Annotated in this window: 20 protein-coding genes and 1 tRNA gene; 20 read left to right on the top strand and 1 reads right to left on the bottom strand. The window is 41.1% G+C overall.

Features of this window, described 5'->3' with window-relative positions; all coding sequences use genetic code 11:
- Window positions 1-69 precede the first annotated feature (69 nt).
- The 11 genes from hprK (at window position 70) to J4G36_RS15135 (ending at window position 9,547) form a co-directional block, all read left to right on the top strand.
- Entirely contained in the window at window positions 70-1,020 is a 951-nt protein-coding gene (gene hprK / locus J4G36_RS15185) for an HPr(Ser) kinase/phosphatase (protein ID WP_210471251.1), read from the top strand.
- A gap of 3 nt (window positions 1,021-1,023) precedes the next feature.
- A complete protein-coding gene (gene lgt / locus J4G36_RS15180; RefSeq protein ID WP_210471250.1) occupies window positions 1,024-1,830 on the top strand; it encodes a prolipoprotein diacylglyceryl transferase in 807 nt (268 codons plus the stop codon).
- A gap of 19 nt (window positions 1,831-1,849) precedes the next feature.
- Window positions 1,850-2,503, top strand: coding sequence for a pyrophosphatase PpaX (ppaX, locus tag J4G36_RS15175; protein WP_210471249.1), 654 nt, complete (start codon window positions 1,850-1,852; stop codon window positions 2,501-2,503).
- On the top strand, window positions 2,500-3,027 hold the full coding sequence (locus J4G36_RS15170) for an acyltransferase (RefSeq protein WP_210471248.1): 528 nt from the start codon (window positions 2,500-2,502) through the stop codon (window positions 3,025-3,027). Before ppaX ends, J4G36_RS15170 begins: the two co-directional genes overlap by 4 nt.
- A gap of 102 nt (window positions 3,028-3,129) precedes the next feature.
- Window positions 3,130-4,653 carry a tetratricopeptide repeat protein gene (locus tag J4G36_RS15165; RefSeq protein WP_246880651.1) on the top strand — a complete coding sequence of 508 codons (1,524 nt, stop codon included), beginning with the start codon at window positions 3,130-3,132 and terminating at the stop codon, window positions 4,651-4,653.
- 73 nt (window positions 4,654-4,726) lie between these two features.
- Window positions 4,727-5,677, top strand: coding sequence for a thioredoxin-disulfide reductase (gene trxB, locus J4G36_RS15160; protein ID WP_210471247.1), 951 nt, complete (start codon window positions 4,727-4,729; stop codon window positions 5,675-5,677).
- A gap of 246 nt (window positions 5,678-5,923) precedes the next feature.
- On the top strand, window positions 5,924-6,403 hold the full coding sequence (locus J4G36_RS15155) for an NUDIX domain-containing protein (RefSeq protein ID WP_210471303.1): 480 nt from the start codon (window positions 5,924-5,926) through the stop codon (window positions 6,401-6,403).
- Between the two features lies 1 nt (window position 6,404).
- Complete coding sequence (gene rapZ / locus J4G36_RS15150; protein ID WP_210471246.1) at window positions 6,405-7,301, top strand: RNase adapter RapZ; 897 nt, start codon at window positions 6,405-6,407, stop codon at window positions 7,299-7,301.
- Between the two features lie 4 nt (window positions 7,302-7,305).
- Window positions 7,306-8,289 (top strand): gluconeogenesis factor YvcK family protein, encoded by a 984-nt coding sequence (locus J4G36_RS15145; RefSeq protein ID WP_210471245.1) that lies wholly within the window; start codon window positions 7,306-7,308, stop codon window positions 8,287-8,289.
- A 23-nt stretch (window positions 8,290-8,312) separates the two neighbouring features.
- Window positions 8,313-9,260, top strand: a complete 948-nt coding sequence (whiA, locus tag J4G36_RS15140) for a DNA-binding protein WhiA (protein WP_210471244.1) — start codon at window positions 8,313-8,315, stop codon at window positions 9,258-9,260.
- A gap of 29 nt (window positions 9,261-9,289) precedes the next feature.
- Window positions 9,290-9,547, top strand: coding sequence for an HPr family phosphocarrier protein (locus J4G36_RS15135; RefSeq protein ID WP_210471243.1), 258 nt, complete (start codon window positions 9,290-9,292; stop codon window positions 9,545-9,547).
- A 336-nt stretch (window positions 9,548-9,883) separates the two neighbouring features.
- On the opposite strand, the gene clpP is transcribed toward J4G36_RS15135, so the two are convergent.
- A complete protein-coding gene (gene clpP / locus J4G36_RS15130) occupies window positions 9,884-10,483 on the bottom strand; it encodes an ATP-dependent Clp endopeptidase proteolytic subunit ClpP (RefSeq protein ID WP_305849488.1) in 600 nt (199 codons plus the stop codon).
- Window positions 10,484-10,629: 146 nt separating this feature from the next.
- On the opposite strand from clpP, the gene J4G36_RS15125 reads away from it, so the two are divergent.
- The 9 genes from J4G36_RS15125 to J4G36_RS15085 all read left to right on the top strand — a co-directional run bounded on the left by J4G36_RS15125 (window position 10,630) and on the right by J4G36_RS15085 (window position 20,381).
- A tRNA-Arg gene (locus tag J4G36_RS15125) sits at window positions 10,630-10,701 on the top strand.
- Between the two features lie 378 nt (window positions 10,702-11,079).
- Window positions 11,080-12,627 carry a BCCT family transporter gene (locus J4G36_RS15120; protein ID WP_210471241.1) on the top strand — a complete coding sequence of 516 codons (1,548 nt, stop codon included), beginning with the start codon at window positions 11,080-11,082 and terminating at the stop codon, window positions 12,625-12,627.
- Window positions 12,628-12,898: 271 nt separating this feature from the next.
- On the top strand, window positions 12,899-13,723 hold the full coding sequence (locus J4G36_RS15115; RefSeq protein WP_210471240.1) for a M55 family metallopeptidase: 825 nt from the start codon (window positions 12,899-12,901) through the stop codon (window positions 13,721-13,723).
- Window positions 13,724-13,736: 13 nt separating this feature from the next.
- Window positions 13,737-14,672, top strand: a complete 936-nt coding sequence (locus J4G36_RS15110) for an ABC transporter permease (protein ID WP_210471239.1) — start codon at window positions 13,737-13,739, stop codon at window positions 14,670-14,672.
- Complete coding sequence (locus J4G36_RS15105) at window positions 14,672-15,610, top strand: ABC transporter permease (RefSeq protein ID WP_210471302.1); 939 nt, start codon at window positions 14,672-14,674, stop codon at window positions 15,608-15,610. The genes J4G36_RS15110 and J4G36_RS15105 overlap by 1 nt, the downstream gene beginning before the upstream one ends.
- 6 nt (window positions 15,611-15,616) lie before the next feature.
- Window positions 15,617-16,648 (top strand): ABC transporter ATP-binding protein, encoded by a 1,032-nt coding sequence (locus tag J4G36_RS15100; protein ID WP_246880650.1) that lies wholly within the window; start codon window positions 15,617-15,619, stop codon window positions 16,646-16,648.
- Window positions 16,649-16,707: 59 nt separating this feature from the next.
- A complete protein-coding gene (locus J4G36_RS15095; protein WP_210471237.1) occupies window positions 16,708-18,375 on the top strand; it encodes a peptide ABC transporter substrate-binding protein in 1,668 nt (555 codons plus the stop codon).
- A 72-nt stretch (window positions 18,376-18,447) separates the two neighbouring features.
- Window positions 18,448-19,371 carry a C40 family peptidase gene (locus J4G36_RS15090; protein WP_210471236.1) on the top strand — a complete coding sequence of 308 codons (924 nt, stop codon included), beginning with the start codon at window positions 18,448-18,450 and terminating at the stop codon, window positions 19,369-19,371.
- Entirely contained in the window at window positions 19,368-20,381 is a 1,014-nt protein-coding gene (locus tag J4G36_RS15085; RefSeq protein ID WP_210471235.1) for an ABC transporter ATP-binding protein, read from the top strand. The genes J4G36_RS15090 and J4G36_RS15085 overlap by 4 nt, the downstream gene beginning before the upstream one ends.
- Window positions 20,382-20,493: the final 112 nt, after the last annotated feature.

Here is a 20,493-nt window from a genome sequence, read left to right as displayed (position 1 = left end):
CTTAAAGCGACAATTAGTTGAATTATGTTAAAGTAAGAACATATAGAAAAAGTGGAAGGTGTGTTATGAATGGCTTATGTTACTGTTCGTGATGTTCAAGAACGATTAGGATTGAATATTTGTGCTGGTGATGGTGGACTTGACCGGAAAATATATAAAAGTGATATTTCCAGACCAGGTTTGGAAATGGCTGGTTTCTTCAATTTTTATCCCGCAGATCGTGTTCAACTTTTGGGGAAAACGGAGTTAGCATTTTTTTCAAAGCTTGAGCCTGAAGAAAGAGTGGATCGAATGGAGAAACTTTGTTCGTCGATAACCCCGGCAATTGTCGTTGCACATGGTGTTGAAGTTCCTGAGGAATTACTTGTTGCAGCTAATGATGCACAAATCCCAGTCTTTAATACTTCGACTGCAACGACTCGTTTTTCAGGTATGCTTACAAATTACCTTGAAGGGAAACTCGCACCGATGACAACCATGCATGGTGTGCTAGTCGATGTCTATGGAATCGGTGTGTTAATTACCGGAAAAAGCGGAGTTGGAAAAAGTGAAACAGCGCTTGAGCTCGTAAAACGAGGACATCGCCTGGTCGCAGATGATTTAGTCGAAATTAGAGAGGTTTCACAAAATGTGTTAATCGGGAATTCTCCGCCATTGATTGAACATATGCTTGAAATACGCGGAGTGGGTATTATCGACATTATGACGCTGTTTGGCGCAAGTGCTGTGAAAAGTGATAAGCGAATATTAATTGTTATTAATCTTGAATTATGGGAAACAGATAAAATGTACGAGCGACTAGGCCTTGATGAAGAGAAGATGAAAATCATGGATACTGAATTGACAAAACTAACGGTTCCTGTACGGCCTGGGCGAAATTTGTCAGTAATTATTGAAGTTGCTGCTATGGATTACCGTATGAAATTGCTTGGCGTTAACGCCGCGCAAAATTTTTCGGATAAATTAACAAATGCAATCAACCAAAACCCGAGTCAAAACGATGAAGAGGGGAACGAATGATAAATGATCCACATATTATCTATTAACCCAGTCGCTTTCCATATTGGCTCAATACCGGTTCGTTGGTACGGTATTTTAATTGCACTTGGCATTGTACTTGCTTTTATCGTTGTTCAACGCGAAATGGTGAAAAGGGGAATGCATCCTGACTTTTTAACGGATTTACTGGTGTGGGCAGTACCGATTTCAATCATTAGTGCGCGCATTTATTATGTCATATTTTCTTGGGATTATTATAAGGATAATCCGGGGCAAATTATTCAAATATGGGAAGGCGGAATCGCCATCCATGGTGCACTCATTGGTGCATTTATAACGACTTATATTTATACAAAACGTCGTGGGATTTCTTTTTGGAAAACAGTTGATATAGCAGCACCGGGTCTATTGATTGGCCAAATTATCGGAAGATGGGGCAACTTCATGAACCAGGAAGCGCATGGTGGTCCTGTTTCGGAACACTTTTTGAATACGACAATCATTCCGGACTGGATTATGAATCAAATGACGATAAACGGCGTGACCTATCATCCGACGTTTTTATATGAATCCATGTGGAATCTGTTTGGACTCATCATCTTATTGCTACTTCGCCGGGTTTCATTAAAACGGGGCGAAATGTTTTTGTTTTACTTAACTTGGTACTCATTTGGCCGCTATTTTATAGAGGGCATGCGTACCGATAGTTTGATGGGAGGAGCTTTGCGCACTGCGCAAGTTGTCTCAGTTTTAACAATCATTATTGCAGTCATATTTTTCGTCATCAGACGTTATGTTCGGAAAGTTAACGAAACATACCAAGATAACTAACTGAGTGAGGTATATATAAATGACAAAAAAACTAACAACATTATTATTTGATTTTGATGGCACATTGCTTGACACAAATGAGTTGATTTTCCAAACATTTGAGCATGTCCTTGGCAAGCATTATCCAGGAAAGTATGAAAGAGATGAAATCCTACATTTTAACGGCCCGAAACTATCTGAAACATTTGGTTTAATCAATCCCGAAAAAGTAGACGAACTCATTCAAGAATACAGGGAATGGAATATTGCGAATCACGATAGGCTTGCGTTTGAGTTTGATGGTGTCTCTGAAACGATGCGAAAATTAAAGGATGCCGGTTATAAAATGGGCATCGTGTCAACAAAGAGAAACGATATGATTTATAAAGGGTTAAAGCTTCTGGATGTTGAAGGCGTTTTTGATGTCGTCATTGGTATGGATGATGTCGAAAAGACGAAGCCGGATCCAGAACCGATTTTACTTGCACTTAAACGTTTAGATGCTGATCGTGAGGAAGCCTTAATGATTGGTGATAACTATCATGACATAGTAGGCGGTCAAAATGCAGGGGTACATACGGCAGCTGTGGCGTGGTCGGCAAAAGGTGAGGCGTTTTTGCAAAAGTATCATCCGGATTATATGCTTCACCATATCTCCGATCTGCTTGCCATTGTTAATGGAGAAGGAAATTGAGGCGGACAGAAAGGTACCCCACAATAGGAGACGCTAATTCACTTTGGCATATTTATAAAACTGTTCCTTTTTTTAAGGTAGCTAAAAACTTTTTTGTAATTCAAATGTCTAGGTATACGCCGTTTATTTCATTCAAAAACTTTTTGTTTCGGACGTTTTTAAAAATGAAAGTTGGGGAAAAAACATCATTTGCATTAATGGTCATGCCGGATGTTATGTTTCCTGAACGGATTCAAGTCGGCGACAACTCAATTATCGGGTATAATACGACGATTTTAGCGCATGAATATTTAATAGATGAATATCGAATTGGTGATGTTGTCATAGGAAAGAATGTATTAATCGGTGCAAATTCAACGATTCTTCCGGGAGTTAAGATTGGTGATGGTGCAATTGTCTCCGCGGCAACCCTTGTTAATCGAGATATACCACCCGGTGTTTTTGCCGGCGGTAATCCAGTAAAAATAATATTTACAAAAGAGCAGATGGAGCAACGTCAATCTTCACGGTCGAATGTGCCATGAAAGTAAAATGGATAGAACTCAACTGCTTTATGGTATAATAGGTTTAATAAGGAGGAGGGGCGTGTAAAACGTTCCTTCTTGATTGTTTTCGGGGGAATTTGATTGGATAAAAAACAAACACCAGATGATAATAAAATAATAACATTTATTCCTGACGGTAGATTTTATTATGATAAAGCGATTCGGTCTATGAACAGGGACCGTTTCGATGAAGCGCATAAATATTTGAAAAGGGCTACAGAGTTGAGCCCGAATGATCCGCAAATTCTTATGCAATACGGCGTTCTTATTATGGAAGAAGGTCGTTTTGATGAGGCGCATGAGATTTTGCTGACCTCGTATTCACTTAATCCAGAAGAGAACGAGGTTATTTTCTATTTAGCTGAAATTCATGCACATCTAGGTTTATTAAAAGATGCAAGAAAGTATGCCGAAAAGTACTTGTTAAAAGATCCCCAGGGATCCTTTGGTGACGAATGCAGGGAGATAATTGACTTTGTCGAACAAAAAGAGAAGTACATGGACGAAGATGACGATGTAGATAAGGAAGTGTACTTTCTCCAGGAAAAAGCGCGTCGCCTTATGGAATCAGGAAATTTTAAAGAAGCTATTGAATTGCTTGAATCGATTATTACGGATTATCCTGAATTTTGGGCGGCTTATAATAATCTTGCATTGGCCTATTTTTACGTCGGGAAAAAGAAGAAAGCGACTACGCTCCTTCATGAGGTATTAGAAAAAAATCACGGTAACCTTCATGCTTTATGTAATCTTGCTGTTTTTTATTATTATGAAAAAAAAGAGGAGAAATTAGCTTCTTTGCTTGAATTGCTTATGAAAATCAAGCCGTATTTAATTGAACATCGATATAAACTTGGGGCAACTTTTGCGCTTGTTGGTAAGCACGCTGAAGCGTTCCATTTGCTGAGAGGGATTCAAAAGAATGGTTTTGAAGGGGACGCCGGTTTTTATTTTTGGTTGGCGCATGCTGCCTACTTCACTGGCCACGAACAGATTGCGAAAAAGTCCTATGCTAGCCTGATTGACATAGACCCTTCCAAAGAAGGTTTCGAACCATGGAAGGATCTTACAGAAGACTTTGAACCCAATTCCGTTGAGCAAGATCGAAACTTCTTGCTTGGAAAAATTCGAAATGAGTATAGAAGTGAGCGCATGTTGGGTTTCTATCTTCTAGGGAAATCCGCGCATAAGCAAGAAATCATATCGCATCCGTCATATATTATTGTTGAAGAACTAAGTGATGTTGAACGATTATTTCTGGCTAGTGGACTGAATTATGAATTCATGCCCGAAACGACATTTGATCGTTCATTTATACGTGCGTTAGAAACGACGGAGTTATTATACGCAAACTACCAACCGTTAAATCATGAAGCGACTCATCTTTTTCAAATGTGGTTTACACTGTGTGAAAGTGCGTTATTAAGATCATACCAGTTCTCTAATCCAAAAGGGCTAGCTTCTGCGGCTGATTATATGTTTCAGTCTGCACGCTACACAGGTGTTACCAAAAAAGCGATGGCAGAAAAGTATGGGATCTCAACGCCGACGTTGACAAAATACGTGAATGAATTAATGGAGTTTTTGCCGCATTTGAATTCTTAAGCAGTTGTGTTGATGGTGGTGTTAAAATCCTATAGCATTTGAGATGTTAACAGTTGTTAAGGAGGAAAGTAATATGTCTACTGAAAAAATATATGACGTGATTATTGTTGGTGCAGGTCCTGCGGGATTGACTGCAGCAGTATATACATCGCGCGGTAATTTATCTACACTTATGCTCGAAAGAGGAGCGCCAGGTGGACAGATGGCTACAACGGAAGATATTGAAAACTACCCTGGATTCGATCATATATTAGGTCCTGATTTATCGACGAAAATGTTCGATCACGCGCGTAAGTTCGGTGCGGATTATGCATACGGCGATGTTACGGATGTAGTTGATGGAGAAGAATATAAGACAATTTTCGTCGGTCAGAAGGAATACAAAGCACGTACGATTATTATTTCGACTGGCGCGGAATATAAAAAGATGGGTGTACCGGGCGAAGAGGAGCTTACTGGCCGAGGTGTTAGTTATTGTGCGGTTTGTGATGGTGCATTTTTCCGAGGTAAAGAAATTATTGTCGTAGGCGGGGGAGACTCAGCGGTTGAAGAAGGCGCTTATTTAACAAGATTTGCTGACAAAGTAACCGTTATTCACCGTCGTGATAAGTTGCGTGCACAAAAGATTTTACAAGACCGTGCATTTGCCAATGAAAAAATGGATTTCATATGGAATTCGACGATAAAAGAAGTAAACGAAAAAGATGGTAAAATCGGTTCTGTCACATTGATTTCGACAGAAGATGGTTCAGAGAAAGAATTTGAAACCGATGGCATGTTCGTTTATATCGGCATGGATCCATTAACGGCCCCTTTTGAAAAACTTGGCATTCTCGACGCAAATGGCTACGTCGAAACAAATGAAATCATGGAAACAAAAGTACCTGGAATTTACGCTGCCGGTGATGTTCGTGAGAAACTATTACGTCAAATTGTTACAGCTACAGGTGATGGTAGCATCGCTGCACAAGCGGTACAACAGTATATTGAAGAACTTAAAGATAAGCTCAGTGCAAAAGCTTAATATATTTAATCTATCTTTAATGTGCTTGTAACAGAAATGCAACATCTAAAGGGTACACTAGTAGTGTAATATCAATTGACCCCCCTTTTGATATAGTAAGTACTTGGTCGCCTGCCGGTTAGTTCCGGTAGGTGACCTTTTTTTATGTTAAAATTGTTTTATTAGTAAATATGCGTTTCTAATGCAGTTTTGGTGACCAAAGATGTATAATGGGTATAACGGTACAAGTAGAGTGGGGATGTAATGATGCAAAGAATTGCAAATTTATTGGTAGTAAAAGACAATCATGTATTATTATTAAAGAAGCCGCGACGAGGCTGGTACGTAGCCCCAGGTGGGAAAATGGATTCTGGTGAATCTATATATGAAGCCGCGGTACGAGAGTTTACTGAGGAGACGGGAACAACACCGATTAACCCTCATTTAAAAGGCGTCTATACGATGATGATTAAAGACGACGCTGATAAAATTGTTAAGGACGAATGGATGCTTTATACATTCGTCGCTCATGACCTGGAAGGCGTTCCTTTTGAAACAACAACGGAAGGGAAACTTGACTGGCATCCTGTCGAAAGTTTACATACGCTTCCAATGGCCGAAGGAGATCGAACGAATTTATTGTTTGCAGTTTCTGAATCTGGAATGCAATACGGAACGTTCTATTACACGGAACAATTCAAGCTGTTAAACGAAAAGCTTCAAAAGTCTGTGGGAGGGGGATATTAAAATGACAGAAAATGAAAATGGTATAAACAATAACGATGTGGAACTTGTCATTATTACAGGTATGTCAGGCGCGGGGAAGACGGTTGCCATGCAAAGTTTTGAGGATCTCGGTTTTTATTGTATTGATAACTTGCCTCCGGAGTTGCTCGTGACTTTTCTTGATTTGATGATGAAATCAGACAATCCAATGCGACGGATTGCGGCTGTTATGGATACGCGCGGAGGTGATTTGTTTGATTCACTTATCGGTGCGTTTGATGACTTGTTAAATGCGGAAGGTGTGTCATCAAGAATATTATTCTTGGATGCAAATGATGAAGCGCTCGTTAAGCGTTACAAAGAAAGCAGGCGTTCACATCCACTTTCAGAAGGCGGTTTATTGCTAGAGGGTATTCGTAAAGAAAGACTGTTGCTTTCAGAGTTAAAAGGTCGCGCTCGTTCAATCTACGATACATCCGACTTACTCCCACGTGAATTAAGGGAGAAAATTATAGCGGAGTTTTCTTCTAGAACAGATTCTGTATTTACATTGAATTTTATATCCTTTGGATTCAAACATGGAATGCCAATTGATGCGGATGTTGTGTTCGATGTGCGTTTTCTACCGAATCCATTTTATATTAAAGAGTTAAAACCACAAACAGGACTTGATAAAGACGTATCTGAGTATGTTCTGAAGTGGGGCGAAACCCAAATTCTTCTTCAAAAGCTGACTGACCTGTTTAAGTTTCTAATTCCACAGTATAAAAACGAAGGAAAATCTCAAGTTATTATCGCGTTTGGATGTACTGGCGGACAACATCGTTCAGTAACACTTGCTGAATATTTTGGTGCCCATTTTGACGAGGAATATCGGACATTCATAACTCATCGGGATATCGAAAAGAGAAAGGGTTGACAGAATGCCGCACTCGGGGGAAAAAAAGAAGGTTGTAATTTTCGGTGGAGGAACCGGGCTGGCGACACTAGTTCGCGGATTGAAGAAATATCCAGTTGAAATTACAGCAGTTGTTACAGTTGCAGACGACGGCGGCAGTTCTGGCAGGCTACTCGATGAATATGATATACCACCTCCAGGAGATGTTCGTAATGTTATGGCTGCATTATCGGATGTAGAGCCACTAATCGAGAAGATGTTTCAATACAGATTTGCAAGTTCGAAAGATTTAAAAGGTCATTCTCTTGGAAATTTAATGCTTGCTGCGATGACGAATATTACTGGAGATTTTGCGCGTGCTGTGGAACAGATGAGTCATATATTAAATATCCAAGGAAAAGTTCTTCCAGCTGCTAATCAAAGAATTACATTACATGCGGAGCTGGAAGACGGGACAATCGTAACCGGAGAGTCGAAAATCCCAGTTTATGGTCGACGTATTCGTAAAGTGTACTTGTCTCCAACAGAAGTTAAGCCATTACCTGAGACAATCCAAGCACTTAGGAATGCCGATTTAGTGATTTTTGGTCCGGGAAGTTTATATACGAGCATATTACCGACAATACTTGTTCAAGCGATTCGCGATGCGGTAATGGAATGTTCGGCTAAAAAGGTGTATATTTGCAACTTGACGACGCAAGCTGGAGAAACTTTTGAATACTCGGCCTCAGAACATGTTAAAGCCCTATACGATCACGCGGGTGGGGCATTTATAGATACAGTCTTATTAAATACGACGGATTTTACTACACTCTATGAAGAAGGCGAATACAAAGGGCCGCCATCGCCTGTTGAACATGATATGGCGGAATTAGAAAAACTGGTCCCGAATGTCGTTAAAAGAGAAATTGCTACATTGATTGATGGTCAAATCCGCCACGAATCTAAAGAAGTTGCTTCATGGCTTATTCAATATATGGAAAGCACGGCAGGCAAGAAAAAGATGTGATTAACTGAGAAAGGAGAGGTGTCATGTCTTTCGCATCAAGAACTAAAAAGGAACTTACGCAAATCGAAGGGGAAGACTGTTGCACACGTTCGGAAGTCGCGGCATTTATCCGCATGAACGGCTCGGTATCTTTTTCAAATAAATCATTAAGTCTAGATGTCCAAACTGAAAATGCCGCGATTGCGCGGCGTCTCTATTCGAATTTAAGGCGTCTTTATCCATATAAAATTGAATTACTCGTAAGAAAAAAAATGCAATTGAAGAAAAATAATGTGTATATTTGCCGAATTCGTGAAGGTGCAAAACCGTTGCTTAAAGATTTACTTATTCTTACCGGAACTTTCGAATTTAAGAATGAGATTTCTCAGGAGTTAGTCAAAGATAAATGTTGCCAACGCGCGTATCTTCGGGGCGCATTTCTCGCGGGAGGATCGGTAAATAATCCGAAGACCTCATCCTATCATTTGGAGATATTCTCGATTTATAAGGAACACAGTGAAGCCCTTGTAGATTTGATGAATGAATTTCATTTGAATGCGAAATCAATTGAACGTAAAAATGGCTACATTGCTTATTTAAAAGAAGCTGAAAAGATATCCGATTTTTTAAGAATCGTCGGTGCGCACTCAGCGTTGATGAAATTTGAAGATATACGTATATTACGAGATATGCGTAATAGTGTAAATCGACTTGTTAACTGCGAAACAGCGAATATGAATAAAACGATTAGCGCAGCGCAACGACAAGTCGGGAATATCGAATACATTCAACGGACAATCGGATTGGATCAATTACCTGATAGGTTACAGGAAATCGCGCATTTACGCGTAGAACATCAAGACATCACGTTGAAGGAACTCGGAGAACTTGTTTCTGGTGCTTCGGTTAGTAAATCTGGCGTGAATCATCGATTAAGAAAAATAGAAGAAATTGCGGACAATCTTCGTAATGGCGAAATTGGCATTACGTAAGGTCACGTTACAAAGGAGTATGACTAAAGATGATGGAAAAAGAAGTAGAAGTCAAAATGAAGCCTGGGCTTCAAGCAAGGCAAGCGGCATTATTCGTGCAGGAAGCGAATCGATTTGCGGCGGATATCTTTTTGAAAAAAGATGACCGCCAAGTGAATGCAAAAAGTATCATGGGCATCATGAGTTTGGCGATTGCGCAAGGAACAAAAGTCACCCTGATGGCAAAGGGAAGTGATGAGGAGAAAGCGCTTTCGTCTCTTGCTGAACTAGTTGAGCGTGAAAAATAAGTTAAAATAAAACCGTCCCTCGTCTAATTAGCGAGAAACGGTTTTTGTTTTGGTTGAATATAAGAGAGGGGGTCTTGAAGTATCTGTTGAATTGCTTGAGTACCAGTATTTATGTAGGATAATGGTCCCGACTTGCAAGCAAAATCATTTAAGTGCAAGCAAATGCCGTTTAAGTGCAAGCAAACAACTTTCAACTGCAAGCAAATCGCATATAACTGCAACCAAAATTACTCGATATGACAATTAGCACCTAAGTCGCCTCGAATAAATAAAAATCAAAAAAATATAGAAGAAGCATTTTGAAATGCCCCTTCTATATTTAGCCTTACTTAATTCTTATTTGTTTTCTTTCATATCGCTGCGCGTGATGATGTGATCGATGAGACCATATTCTTTTGCGCGTTCAGCTGTCATGAAGTTATCGCGTTCTGTATCAGCTGCGATTACATCAATCGGTTGTCCTGTACGTTCAGCAAGGATTGTATTGAGCTTCTCGCGAAGGAATAGAATTCGTTTCGCAGCAATCTCAATCTCCGTTGCTTGCCCTTGTGCACCGCCAAGTGGTTGGTGAATCATGACTTCAGCATTCGGTAAAGCGTATCGTTTACCTTTAGTACCGGCCGCTAGAAGGAATGCACCCATCGATGCTGACATTCCAATACAGATTGTTTGGATATCAGGTTTAATGAATTGCATCGTATCGAAAATTGCCATACCGGCTGTGATGCTTCCACCCGGGCTATTAATGTAGATTGAAATGTCTTTTTCTGGATCCTCTGCCTCAAGGAATAGAAGCTGAGCAACAAGCGAGTTCGCAACATTATCATCAATTGCGCTTCCGAGCATGATAATCCGGTCTTTCAACAAACGGGAGTAGATATCATAAGCACGTTCCCCGCGGCTTGTTTGTTCAATTACTGTAGGTATTAACATAATAATTCCTCCTTAATTCAACTGTACTTGTATCATAACATAGCATGGTCAATAAAGGTCAAATTTAAAGCTTCATAAAAAAACCTTGCATTTTTATGTAATCATTAGTACAATCTATAATGTTGCTGTGAAAGTAACAATACCATTTTGTCCTCGTGGTGCAATGGATAGCACGTAAGCCTCCGAAGCTTAAAATGTGGGTTCGACTCCCGCCGAGGGCGTAATTATTTGCTAGTGCATTTGTTGTTATGGGTTAACGTAAAAATATTATACAGACTAGACTCTAAACTCTTATTTGATATACGTGTACGTACGTAATCAAATAAGAGTTTTTGTGTGCCGAAAATCCTTGATTCTTCATCAGAAAAGGTTTTAATCAAACAACTAGTTATGCTGGGATTGTTTTCGAAGTTAAGCACTGACGTGGATCTTCTGTGGTGATTGACATAGTTATAGAAGTGGCGTAATATGGTCAATCTACATAAACAGCATAAATAGAAAATGTTTGTGAACTGAACAAAAATACTTTTTAGTGTGATGTCATAAGCATCAACCATTATAGGTATTAAAAATCAAGTTAAAGAGAATGGAGATTTTGCATGAAACCAAAAAAGTCGACAACGGACTGGCCCGTACTGATTATTAGCGGGGGACTATTATTAGTTTTTGTTCTTGCGTCGCTTATAAATACAGAATTCGTCACAAATGCAGTGAATGTTTCATTTGCGGTAGCAATAAAATACTTTGGGGCATTTTGGCAAGTCGTGCTTCTAGGCACTTTTTTCGTTGCGATTGGCATAGCGATTTCTAGTTATGGAAAAGTACGTCTAGGTATGATTGATAAACCTCAAATAGGAAAGTTTAAATGGATAGCGATGATTATGACAACGCTACTGGCTGGCGGGGGTGTGTTTTGGGCTGCCGCTGAACCTATGCATCATTTTATCAGTACGCCACCTACATTTGATGGCATTCAATCAAGCACTATAGATGCAATCATACCAGCACTTGCACAAAGCTATTTGCACTGGGGTTTTCTTGCTTGGGCAATACTTGGGACATTGAGCACAATCGTCTTAATGTATGCACATTATCATAGGGGAATGCCTTTAAAACCACGGTCCCTACTTTATCCTATTTTTGGTGAAAAAATCATGAAAAATAGTATGCTCGGTACGGCAGTGGATGCTTTTTCCATTATTTCTGTTGCAGCTGGAACAATAGGACCAATCGGTTTTCTAGGGCTGCAAGCGGCATATGGGATGGAAGCGATAATTGGGGTTCCGAATAACATGGTAACGCAAATCCTTATTATTGTAGGCGTCGTGGCAATTGCGACAATTTCTGCTATCACTGGCCTACGCAAGGGAATTCAATTTTTAAGTAATTTAAATATAATTTTAACGCTAATTTTAATGGTTTTTGTTTTGTTACTTGGACCAGGTGGCTTTATTATTGATATGTTTCTATCTTCATCAGGTGTTCATCTTCAAGAGTTTATTCGCATAAGTACTTTCCGTGGTGACTCTGAGTGGCTTGGTATCTGGACAATATTCTTTTGGGGTTGGTTTTTAGGTTATGGTCCAATGATGGGTATTTTCATATCAACGATTTCACGAGGAAGAACAATAAGAGAACTTGTTGTAGCAATTGCTATTATTGCACCAATCGTGACCTGTTTCTGGTTTACCGTAGTCGGAGGATCTGGTATTTTCTATGAGCTGCTTCAGCCAGGTATTATTTCAGATGCACTGAATAGTTCAGGAATGCCAGCTGCTATGATTGCGATAACGCAGCAACTACCCCTAAGCGTTATTATGGCACCCGCATTTTTAATTGTCACGATATTATTTGTAGTGACTACAGGTGATTCGATGTCCTATACAATTTCGGTAGCGATTACGGGTGACGGTAGCCCGCCGAAGAGTATGCGTGTTTTTTGGGCAATCATCATGGGCTCGGTGGCAATTGTATTGCTAGCAATTGGTGAGGGAAGTATCGGTGCGATTCAGTCGTTTATAGTTGTAGCAGCTGTTCCTGTATCGTTTATATTATTACCGTTGATATGGACCGCACCCAAGGTTGCAGGTATATTGGCTCGGGAACAATTTATTCGGAAAAATGATTCCAAAAATGAATCTGTATAATTATTGAGAGAAACAATATTAAGTACTTGCAAACGTTAATTTTTAACGTTTGCAGGTACTTTTTTTATTTTACAAAAGTATTTGACGTGCTTTCGGTAATCTGCAATTGATATAAAACATGTTTTGTAGCCATTACTTCTTTAATCACAGCCCATAATTTAATATTTAAAAATTCAATTGTACTATTCTAATAAATTTGATAGTCTTATATATACTTGATGATTTTTGTCTATTAAATTAATTCAGAAATGAATGACTTGGGGGTGGTCTTGTGAATATTTATGTGTCAGTTGATATGGAAGGAATTACGGGATTGCCTGATCACACATTTGTCGATTCAGCGAAACATAATTATGAACGATCTCGGCGGATTATGACGAATGAAGCAAATGCCATTATCCGGTCAGCATTTGAAAATGGGGCAAATAAAGTCCTCGTCAATGACAGTCATTCTAAAATGAATAATCTACTGGTGGAAGATATTCATCCAGAAGCGGATTTAATCACGGGGGATTTGAAACCGCTTTCGATGGTTCAGTCGATAGATTCTACATTTGACGGGGCAATTTTTGCAGGCTATCACGCTCGTGCGGGACAACCTGGCGTCATGAGCCATTCGATGATTTTTGGGGTTCGGAATATGTATATCAATGATGTTGCCATAGGGGAGCTTGGCTTTAACGCTTATGTTGCAGGCTATTTTGGTGTACCTGTCATTATGGTCGCTGGAGATGACGGGGCTTGTCGTGAAGCAAAGGCATTGATACCTGGAATTGTCACTGCGGCCGTCAAACAATCCATTTCCAGGTCTGCCGTCCAAACACTGCATCCGACAAAAGCGCATGCGCTACTGGAAGAGACGACGAGTGAAGCGATAGCGAAACAACATACCATTCAACCGCTCGTACCTCCCGAAAACCCGATTCTCCGGATTGAATTTAATAATTACGGGCAAGCGGAATGGGCTGCGTTGATGCCGGGCTGTGAAATTGAAGCAGGAACAACGATTGTGAAATATGAAGCAAAAGACATCATTGAAGCATATAGAGCGATGCTTGTCATGATTGAGCTGGCATTGCAGACGAAGTTTTGTTAAGGGGGAAATGTGCATGGCTAAATACATAGTTAAGAGATTCCTTATGATGATTGCGACAATCTTTATCATTTCCACATTAACATTTTTCTTAATGCACTCATTACCAGGATCACCGTTCGATGAGGAACGGACTTCGAATCCTACCATTCAAGCGAATCTTGAAAAGTTTTACAAACTCGATCAACCGATTGGCGTGCAATACGTATATTATTTGAAATCAATTGTTACGTTCGATTTTGGGCCTTCGATTAAGAAACCGAATGAGACCGTAAATAGCTTGCTGGCTAGGGGGTTCCCGATTTCATTTGAACTCGGGATTATAACGATACTTGTAGCAGTCGTATCGGGCATTATCTTAGGGACCTTTGCTGCACTCAGGCATAACGGGATTATCGATTATTTTGCAATGGCATTCGCCGTCGTCGGTATTTCTGTTCCTAACTTCGTGCTAGCGACGTTATTAATTCAACAAGTGGCGGTGAACTGGGAGTTGCTTCCGACAGCGACATGGAGCAGCCCGCTTCATATGATCTTGCCGACGCTAGCACTGGCAACGGGTCCTACAGCCATCATAGCAAGGCTGACCCGGGCAAGTATGTTGGAAGTGCTTACGCAGGATTATATTAAGATGGCACGAGCGAAAGGTTTATCGCCGATTCGAATTGTTGTGAGACATGCGCTTAGAAATGCCCTCATGCCCGTTGTGACAATCATGGGGACAATGTTGGCAGGGATTTTGACGGGTACATTTGTAATTGAACAAATTTTTGCGATACCAGGCATGGGAAAATACTTTGTTGAAAGTATCAATAACCGAGATTATCCAGTCATTATGGGATCGACCGTCTTTTATAGCGCGTTTCTAGTCTTCATGCTATTCCTAGTCGACATCGTCTACGGCCTTCTGGATCCACGCATTAAATTGCATAAAAAGGAAGGTGAAGTGTGATGGTGAGTAAAGACCAACGAATGACGGTTCCTGATGAATGGTTTAAGCCGAAAAAGAAGGACACAAAGGAAGCGGAGGCAGTTGTTAGACCATCCCTTTCTTATTGGAAAGATGCATGGCGACGCATTCGAAAAAACAAATTAGCGATGGGTGGACTAATCTTTCTTATCTTACTAACATTATTTGCGATTTTCGGTCCGATATTTTCACCACATTCAGTCACAAAACTGGATTTACCGAACCAAAACCAGGCACCTTCCAGCACGCATTGGTTCGGTACTGACGAAATGGGGAGGGACGTATTTACGCGGACTTGGTACGGCGCTCGAATTTCGCTTTTCGTCGGAGTAATGGCTGCACTTATTGATTTTTTCATCGGTATTATTTACGGAGGTATAAGCGGTTATAAAGGTGGCCGCACTGATACATTGATGATGCGTGTTATTGAAGTCTTGTACGGCTTGCCGCATTTGCTTGTTGTTATTCTGCTCATGGTTGTGATGGGACCGAGTTTAACGACAATCATTATTGCATTAACGATTACCGGTTGGGTTGGGATGGCTCGAATTGTTAGGGGACAAGTTCTGCAGATTAAAAACTATGAATTTGTCACCGCGTCGAAATCTTTTGGTGCGAAAACGTCGCGCATTATAAGAAGAAACTTACTACCTAATACGATGGGTCCGATTATTGTTCAGATGACGCTAACCGTTCCGAGTGCGATATTTGCAGAAGCTTTTCTGAGCTTTCTAGGGCTCGGTATACAAGCACCGTTTGCAAGTTGGGGTGTGATGGCGAATGACGCACTTCCAGTCATAACATCTGGTTATTGGTGGAGGTTGTTCTTCCCAGCATTTTTCATATCAATGACAATGTTTGCATTTAACGTGTTAGGGGACGGAATGCAAGACGCGCTCGATCCGAAATTGAGGGGGTGAATGATTTTGACAAAACAACAAGTGCTCAATACGAAAGAAGCTGTCGCAACCGAAAAAGTGCTGACAGTTGAAGATTTGCATGTATCATTCACGACGTTCGGTGGAGAAGTGCAAGCACTGCGCGGGGTTACTTTTGATCTGTATAAAGGCGAGACGCTAGCCATCGTAGGCGAATCGGGTTGCGGGAAAAGCGTGACGGCGAATACCATTATGGGGTTGATTCCACAACCGCCTGGAAAGATTAAAAACGGGAAAGTTCTATTCAAAAATCAAAATCTAGCTAAAATGAGTAAATCGCGTTTGAGAAAGGTTCAAGGCGTCGACATCTCGATGATTTTCCAAGATCCAATGACAGCGCTGAATCCGACATTGCAGGTGGGGGAGCAATTGACGGAGGGTCTTCGGACACATCAAAAGGTGAGTAAAGCAGCCGCATATTCGAAGGCTATTGAAATGTTGGATTTAGTAGGGATTCCGAATCCTAAAGAACGGATGAAACAGTACCCGCATCAGTTTTCCGGGGGAATGCGTCAACGGATTGTCATTGCAATTGCTTTGATTTGCGAACCGGAATTACTGATCGCAGATGAACCAACGACTGCCTTGGATGTCACGATTCAAGCACAAATACTTGAGCTGTTCGAAGAAATACAAAATAAAATGGGTGTATCGATCATCCTGATTACGCATGATCTCGGAGTCGTCGCAAAAATTGCTGATCGCATTGCGGTTATGTATGCCGGTAAAATAATTGAGACTGGCGATAAACGCGAAATTTTTTATACGCCTCAACATCCGTATACGAAAGGATTATTGAATTCAGTTCCGCGCCTTGATTTGGAAGAAGAAGAGCTCCAACCCATTGAAGGAACGCCGCCGGACTTGTTTTCACCGCCAAAAGGTTGTCCTTTTACGGCGAGATGTCCTTTTGCGATGGAGGTTTGCGGTGAGGTTTATCCGGAGTCGACAGCAATTTCGGATACGCATGTAGTCGATTGTTGGCTGCAGGATGAAAGGGCGAAATTAGTGTTTGCCTAAGTGGGTTTTACGCACGAAAGTGCTTTTTATATCTTCACAAAAACAAAGGGGGTATTAGAATGAAGAAGTTTTTGACGTTTCTGATCGTAGCGATGCTTGCACTCTTTTTGGCGGCTTGCACAGTGACAAAGGATGAAGGCACGGAAAAAGATAAGGAAAAAGATAAAGAAAAGGATGAAGGCAAGACAGAAGAAGTAGCGGATGATAAAGAAGAAGCCGGAGAGAAAATTCTTTACATGAACAATGGTGAAGAGCCAACTTCATTTGATCCATCTGTTGGATTCAACGCAGTTTCATGGAGTTCATTGAACAACTTGATGGAAGGTTTAACACGTCTTTCAGAAGAGCATTTAGCTGAAGAAGCCACGGCTGAGAAAATCGACATTTCAGAAGACGGTTTAACGTATACATTCACTATTCGTGAGGGTGCGAAATGGTCAAATGGCGATCCAGTAGTTGCTGGGGACTTCGTATTTGCATGGCGTCATATGCTTGACCCTGAAACAGCGTCACCAGCTGCGTTCCTAGCATATTTCATTGAAGGAGCAGAGGCGTATAACAACGGTGAAGGTAAAGCGGAAGATGTAGCGGTCGAAGCGCCGGACGAAAAAACATTTGTTGTTAAATTAACAGCACCAAATGAGGCGTTTTTGAACATCATTACAAACCCAAGTTTCTTCCCAATTAACGAAAAAGTCGCGACTGATGATCCAAAATGGTTTACAGAAGCAGAAACATTTGTAGGGAATGGTCCATTCAAACTTGCTTCATGGGATCATGATGTGAACTTCGTATTTGAAAAGAATGAAAATTATTGGGATGCGGATAAAGTTAAACTCGATAAAGTTCATTGGGCAATGGTAAACGATGCAACGACGTCCTATCAAATGTATCAAGCGAACGAGTTAGACGTTTCTGGCATTCCACCTGAACTAGCTGAACAGTTGAAGGATGATGATGAAGCACGCTTCGACGATGAAGCTGGACTTTACTTCTATCGTTTCAATACATCCATGGAACCTTTCACAAATACCAAAATCCGTAGAGCTTTCGGACTTGCAGTGAATCAACAAGTAATCGTTGAATTTGTCACTAAAAATGGCGAGAAACCAGCACATGGCTTCGTTACTTACGGTTTCATCGGTCCAGATGGGAAAGAGTTCCGCGATTCGGTGGGGAACCTTGTTGAATTCAATCCAGATGAAGCTAAAAAACTACTTGAAGAAGGCATGAAAGAAGAAGGGTATACTGAGTTACCAAAAGTAACGCTTACTTATTCAACGAGCGAAGCACATCAGAATATTGCGGTAGCGCTTCAAGGTGCTTTTAAAGAAGTGCTTGATGTTGATGTAGAATTGCAAAACGTTGAAGGCGGCGTATTCTTGTCAGAGCAGAAAGAATTTAAATACCAGATGTCTCGTTCCTCTTTCTTGCATGACTATGCGGATCCTGTGAACGCACTTGAAAGCTTCATTACAGATTCGCCGATGAACCGTACGACTTGGTCGAACGCTGATTACGATAAACTAATTGCAGATATCAAAAACGAAACAGATGAAGAGAAACGTTGGGAATTACTCAAAAAAGCGGATGAGCTTTTGATGGCTGAAATGCCTGTATTCCCAATCTACTTCTATAACCAATCAACACTTGAAAAACCTGGTGTGACAGGAATCTTGCGCCACCCAGTAGGTTATATCGATTTGAAATATGCGGATAAGAATTAAGTGAAAGTCGCGGCGTCCTCCGGGGCGCTGCGTTTTTATTCATATACTATCGCGTAAAAAGGAGTGGACTTAATGAATTCTTGGTATTGCGCGGTTTCGGTGGCAACCGTTTGGACGTCGCCCGAATCTGCTCGAGAAATTGATGAGCCTGGACTAACGAATCCCGTTCAGATGACAAAATGGCTAGAGAAACTCCCCTTTGAACCACGGTTAGATTTATGTGATGGAAATCGTGTGCAGACCCAATTGTTGTACGGGGAACCGGTTATCGTTGAGGAAACCAAAGGGGATTGGGCGAAGATCATCGCTGTATGGCAACCGTCGAAAAAAGATGAACGCGGTTATCCAGGATGGGTGCCGCTTGCTCAGTTGAAAGAAGCAGAACCGATTCATGCGGAGGGTTTTGCGAAAGTAACTGCTGGAAAAGCCCAAGTATGGACAACAGACGGCGTGCCATCTTTAGTTGTGCCGCTCAACACAATGCTGCCGTATGTCGGTGCGGAAGGCGAATATTTACGTGTTTGCACGCCAGATGGATATGCATATGTCTTGAATCGTGATGTCGACTGTTCACCGTCCATTTATCAGTTTCCGAAACGAGCATCATCCGTCGCAGTTGAAAAAGGACTTGAATATCTAGATTTGCCATACTTTTGGGGTGGCATGTCGACATATGGATTTGATTGTTCTGGATTTACATACAACATGTTCAAAGCATGTGGGCATACCATTCCTCGTGACGCTAGTGATCAAGCGAAAAGTGGCATTGAAATTCCATTAGACCAACCAGAACAATGGGAAAAAGGTGATTTACTATTTTTCGCAAATGATAAAGGAAAAGGGAATGTTCGTCATGTCGGATTTTATTTCGGAAATGGGTTGCTTCTTCATTCCCATTCGACGGGAAAGTCGGTTGAATTCATGAAACTTGCAGGCTCAAGCCTAGAAGCTGATCTATGCGGTGTCCGAAGATATGGTAAGGAGGAAACGACGTGACAGAAGAGTTTTTGTTATCAGTGAAGGGATTGAAACGCTATTTCGATGTGGGGCGCGGCGAGCAACTCAAAGCTGTGGATGGGATCCGTTTCGATATTAAAAAAGGGGAAACCTTCGGGCTTGTCGGTGAGTCGGGATGCGGGAAATCGACTGCAGGTAGAACTATTTTAGGTCTTTATAATAAAACCGAAGGCGAAGTGTTATACGATGGGCAAAGTGTTCATGACATGACCGGCAAAGAGCGCCATGATTTTCTTAAAAAAATGCAAATGATATTCCAAGATCCATACGCATCATTGAATCCCCGTTCAACGGTTTTCGATATTATTGCGGAGCCGATGCAAATCCACGGCATGTATAAAACGAAAGCAGAAATGCGAGCCAAAGTAAACGAATTGCTCGAAGACGTCGGTTTAAATCGGGATCATGCGAACCGCTATCCGCATGAGTTTTCAGGCGGGCAACGTCAGCGAATCGGCATTGCGCGTTCACTAGCATTGGATCCGGAATTTATCATTGCAGATGAACCGATTTCTGCACTAGATGTATCTGTTCAAGCGCAAGTTGTTAAACTTCTTCAACGACTGCAACGCGAAAAGGGATTGACATATTTATTCATCGCCCATGATTTGTCAATGGTGAAATACATTTCTGACCGAATCGGCGTTATGTATTTGGGGCATATGATGGAACTCACAACAAGTGCAGCGTTGTATGACAAACCGCTTCATCCATACACACAAGCACTGTTATCAGCAATACCGATTCCAGACCCGGATATAGAAGAATCACGTGAAAGGATTTTGTTGAAAGGGGAACTTCCCAGCCCGATTAATCCGCCTTCTGGTTGCGTATTTCGAACGCGTTGCCCTTATGCAATGGATGTCTGCGCAGAATTGAAGCCGGATTGGTTGGAAAAAGATGACGGGCATTTCGTGGCATGTCATCTCCATGATGAACAAGTGATGTTAAGAAATGATGCAATTCCCGTTCATGCAGAGTCGTCCTGAATTTTGGGGCGACTTTTTTTGTTGGAAAATGAAACATTTTAAACACATGAATCGTATAGTTTATTAGCCGATAGTTTATTAATTGGTTTCATATGGGTAAAGTACTTATAAA

It is taken from the genome of Sporosarcina sp. 6E9 (assembly GCF_017921835.1).
In the GTDB taxonomy this organism is placed as follows: Bacteria; Bacillota; Bacilli; order Bacillales_A; family Planococcaceae; genus Sporosarcina.
The sequence above is the reverse complement of the archived record's forward strand: the minus strand, read 5'-3'. Positions and strand labels throughout refer to the sequence as shown.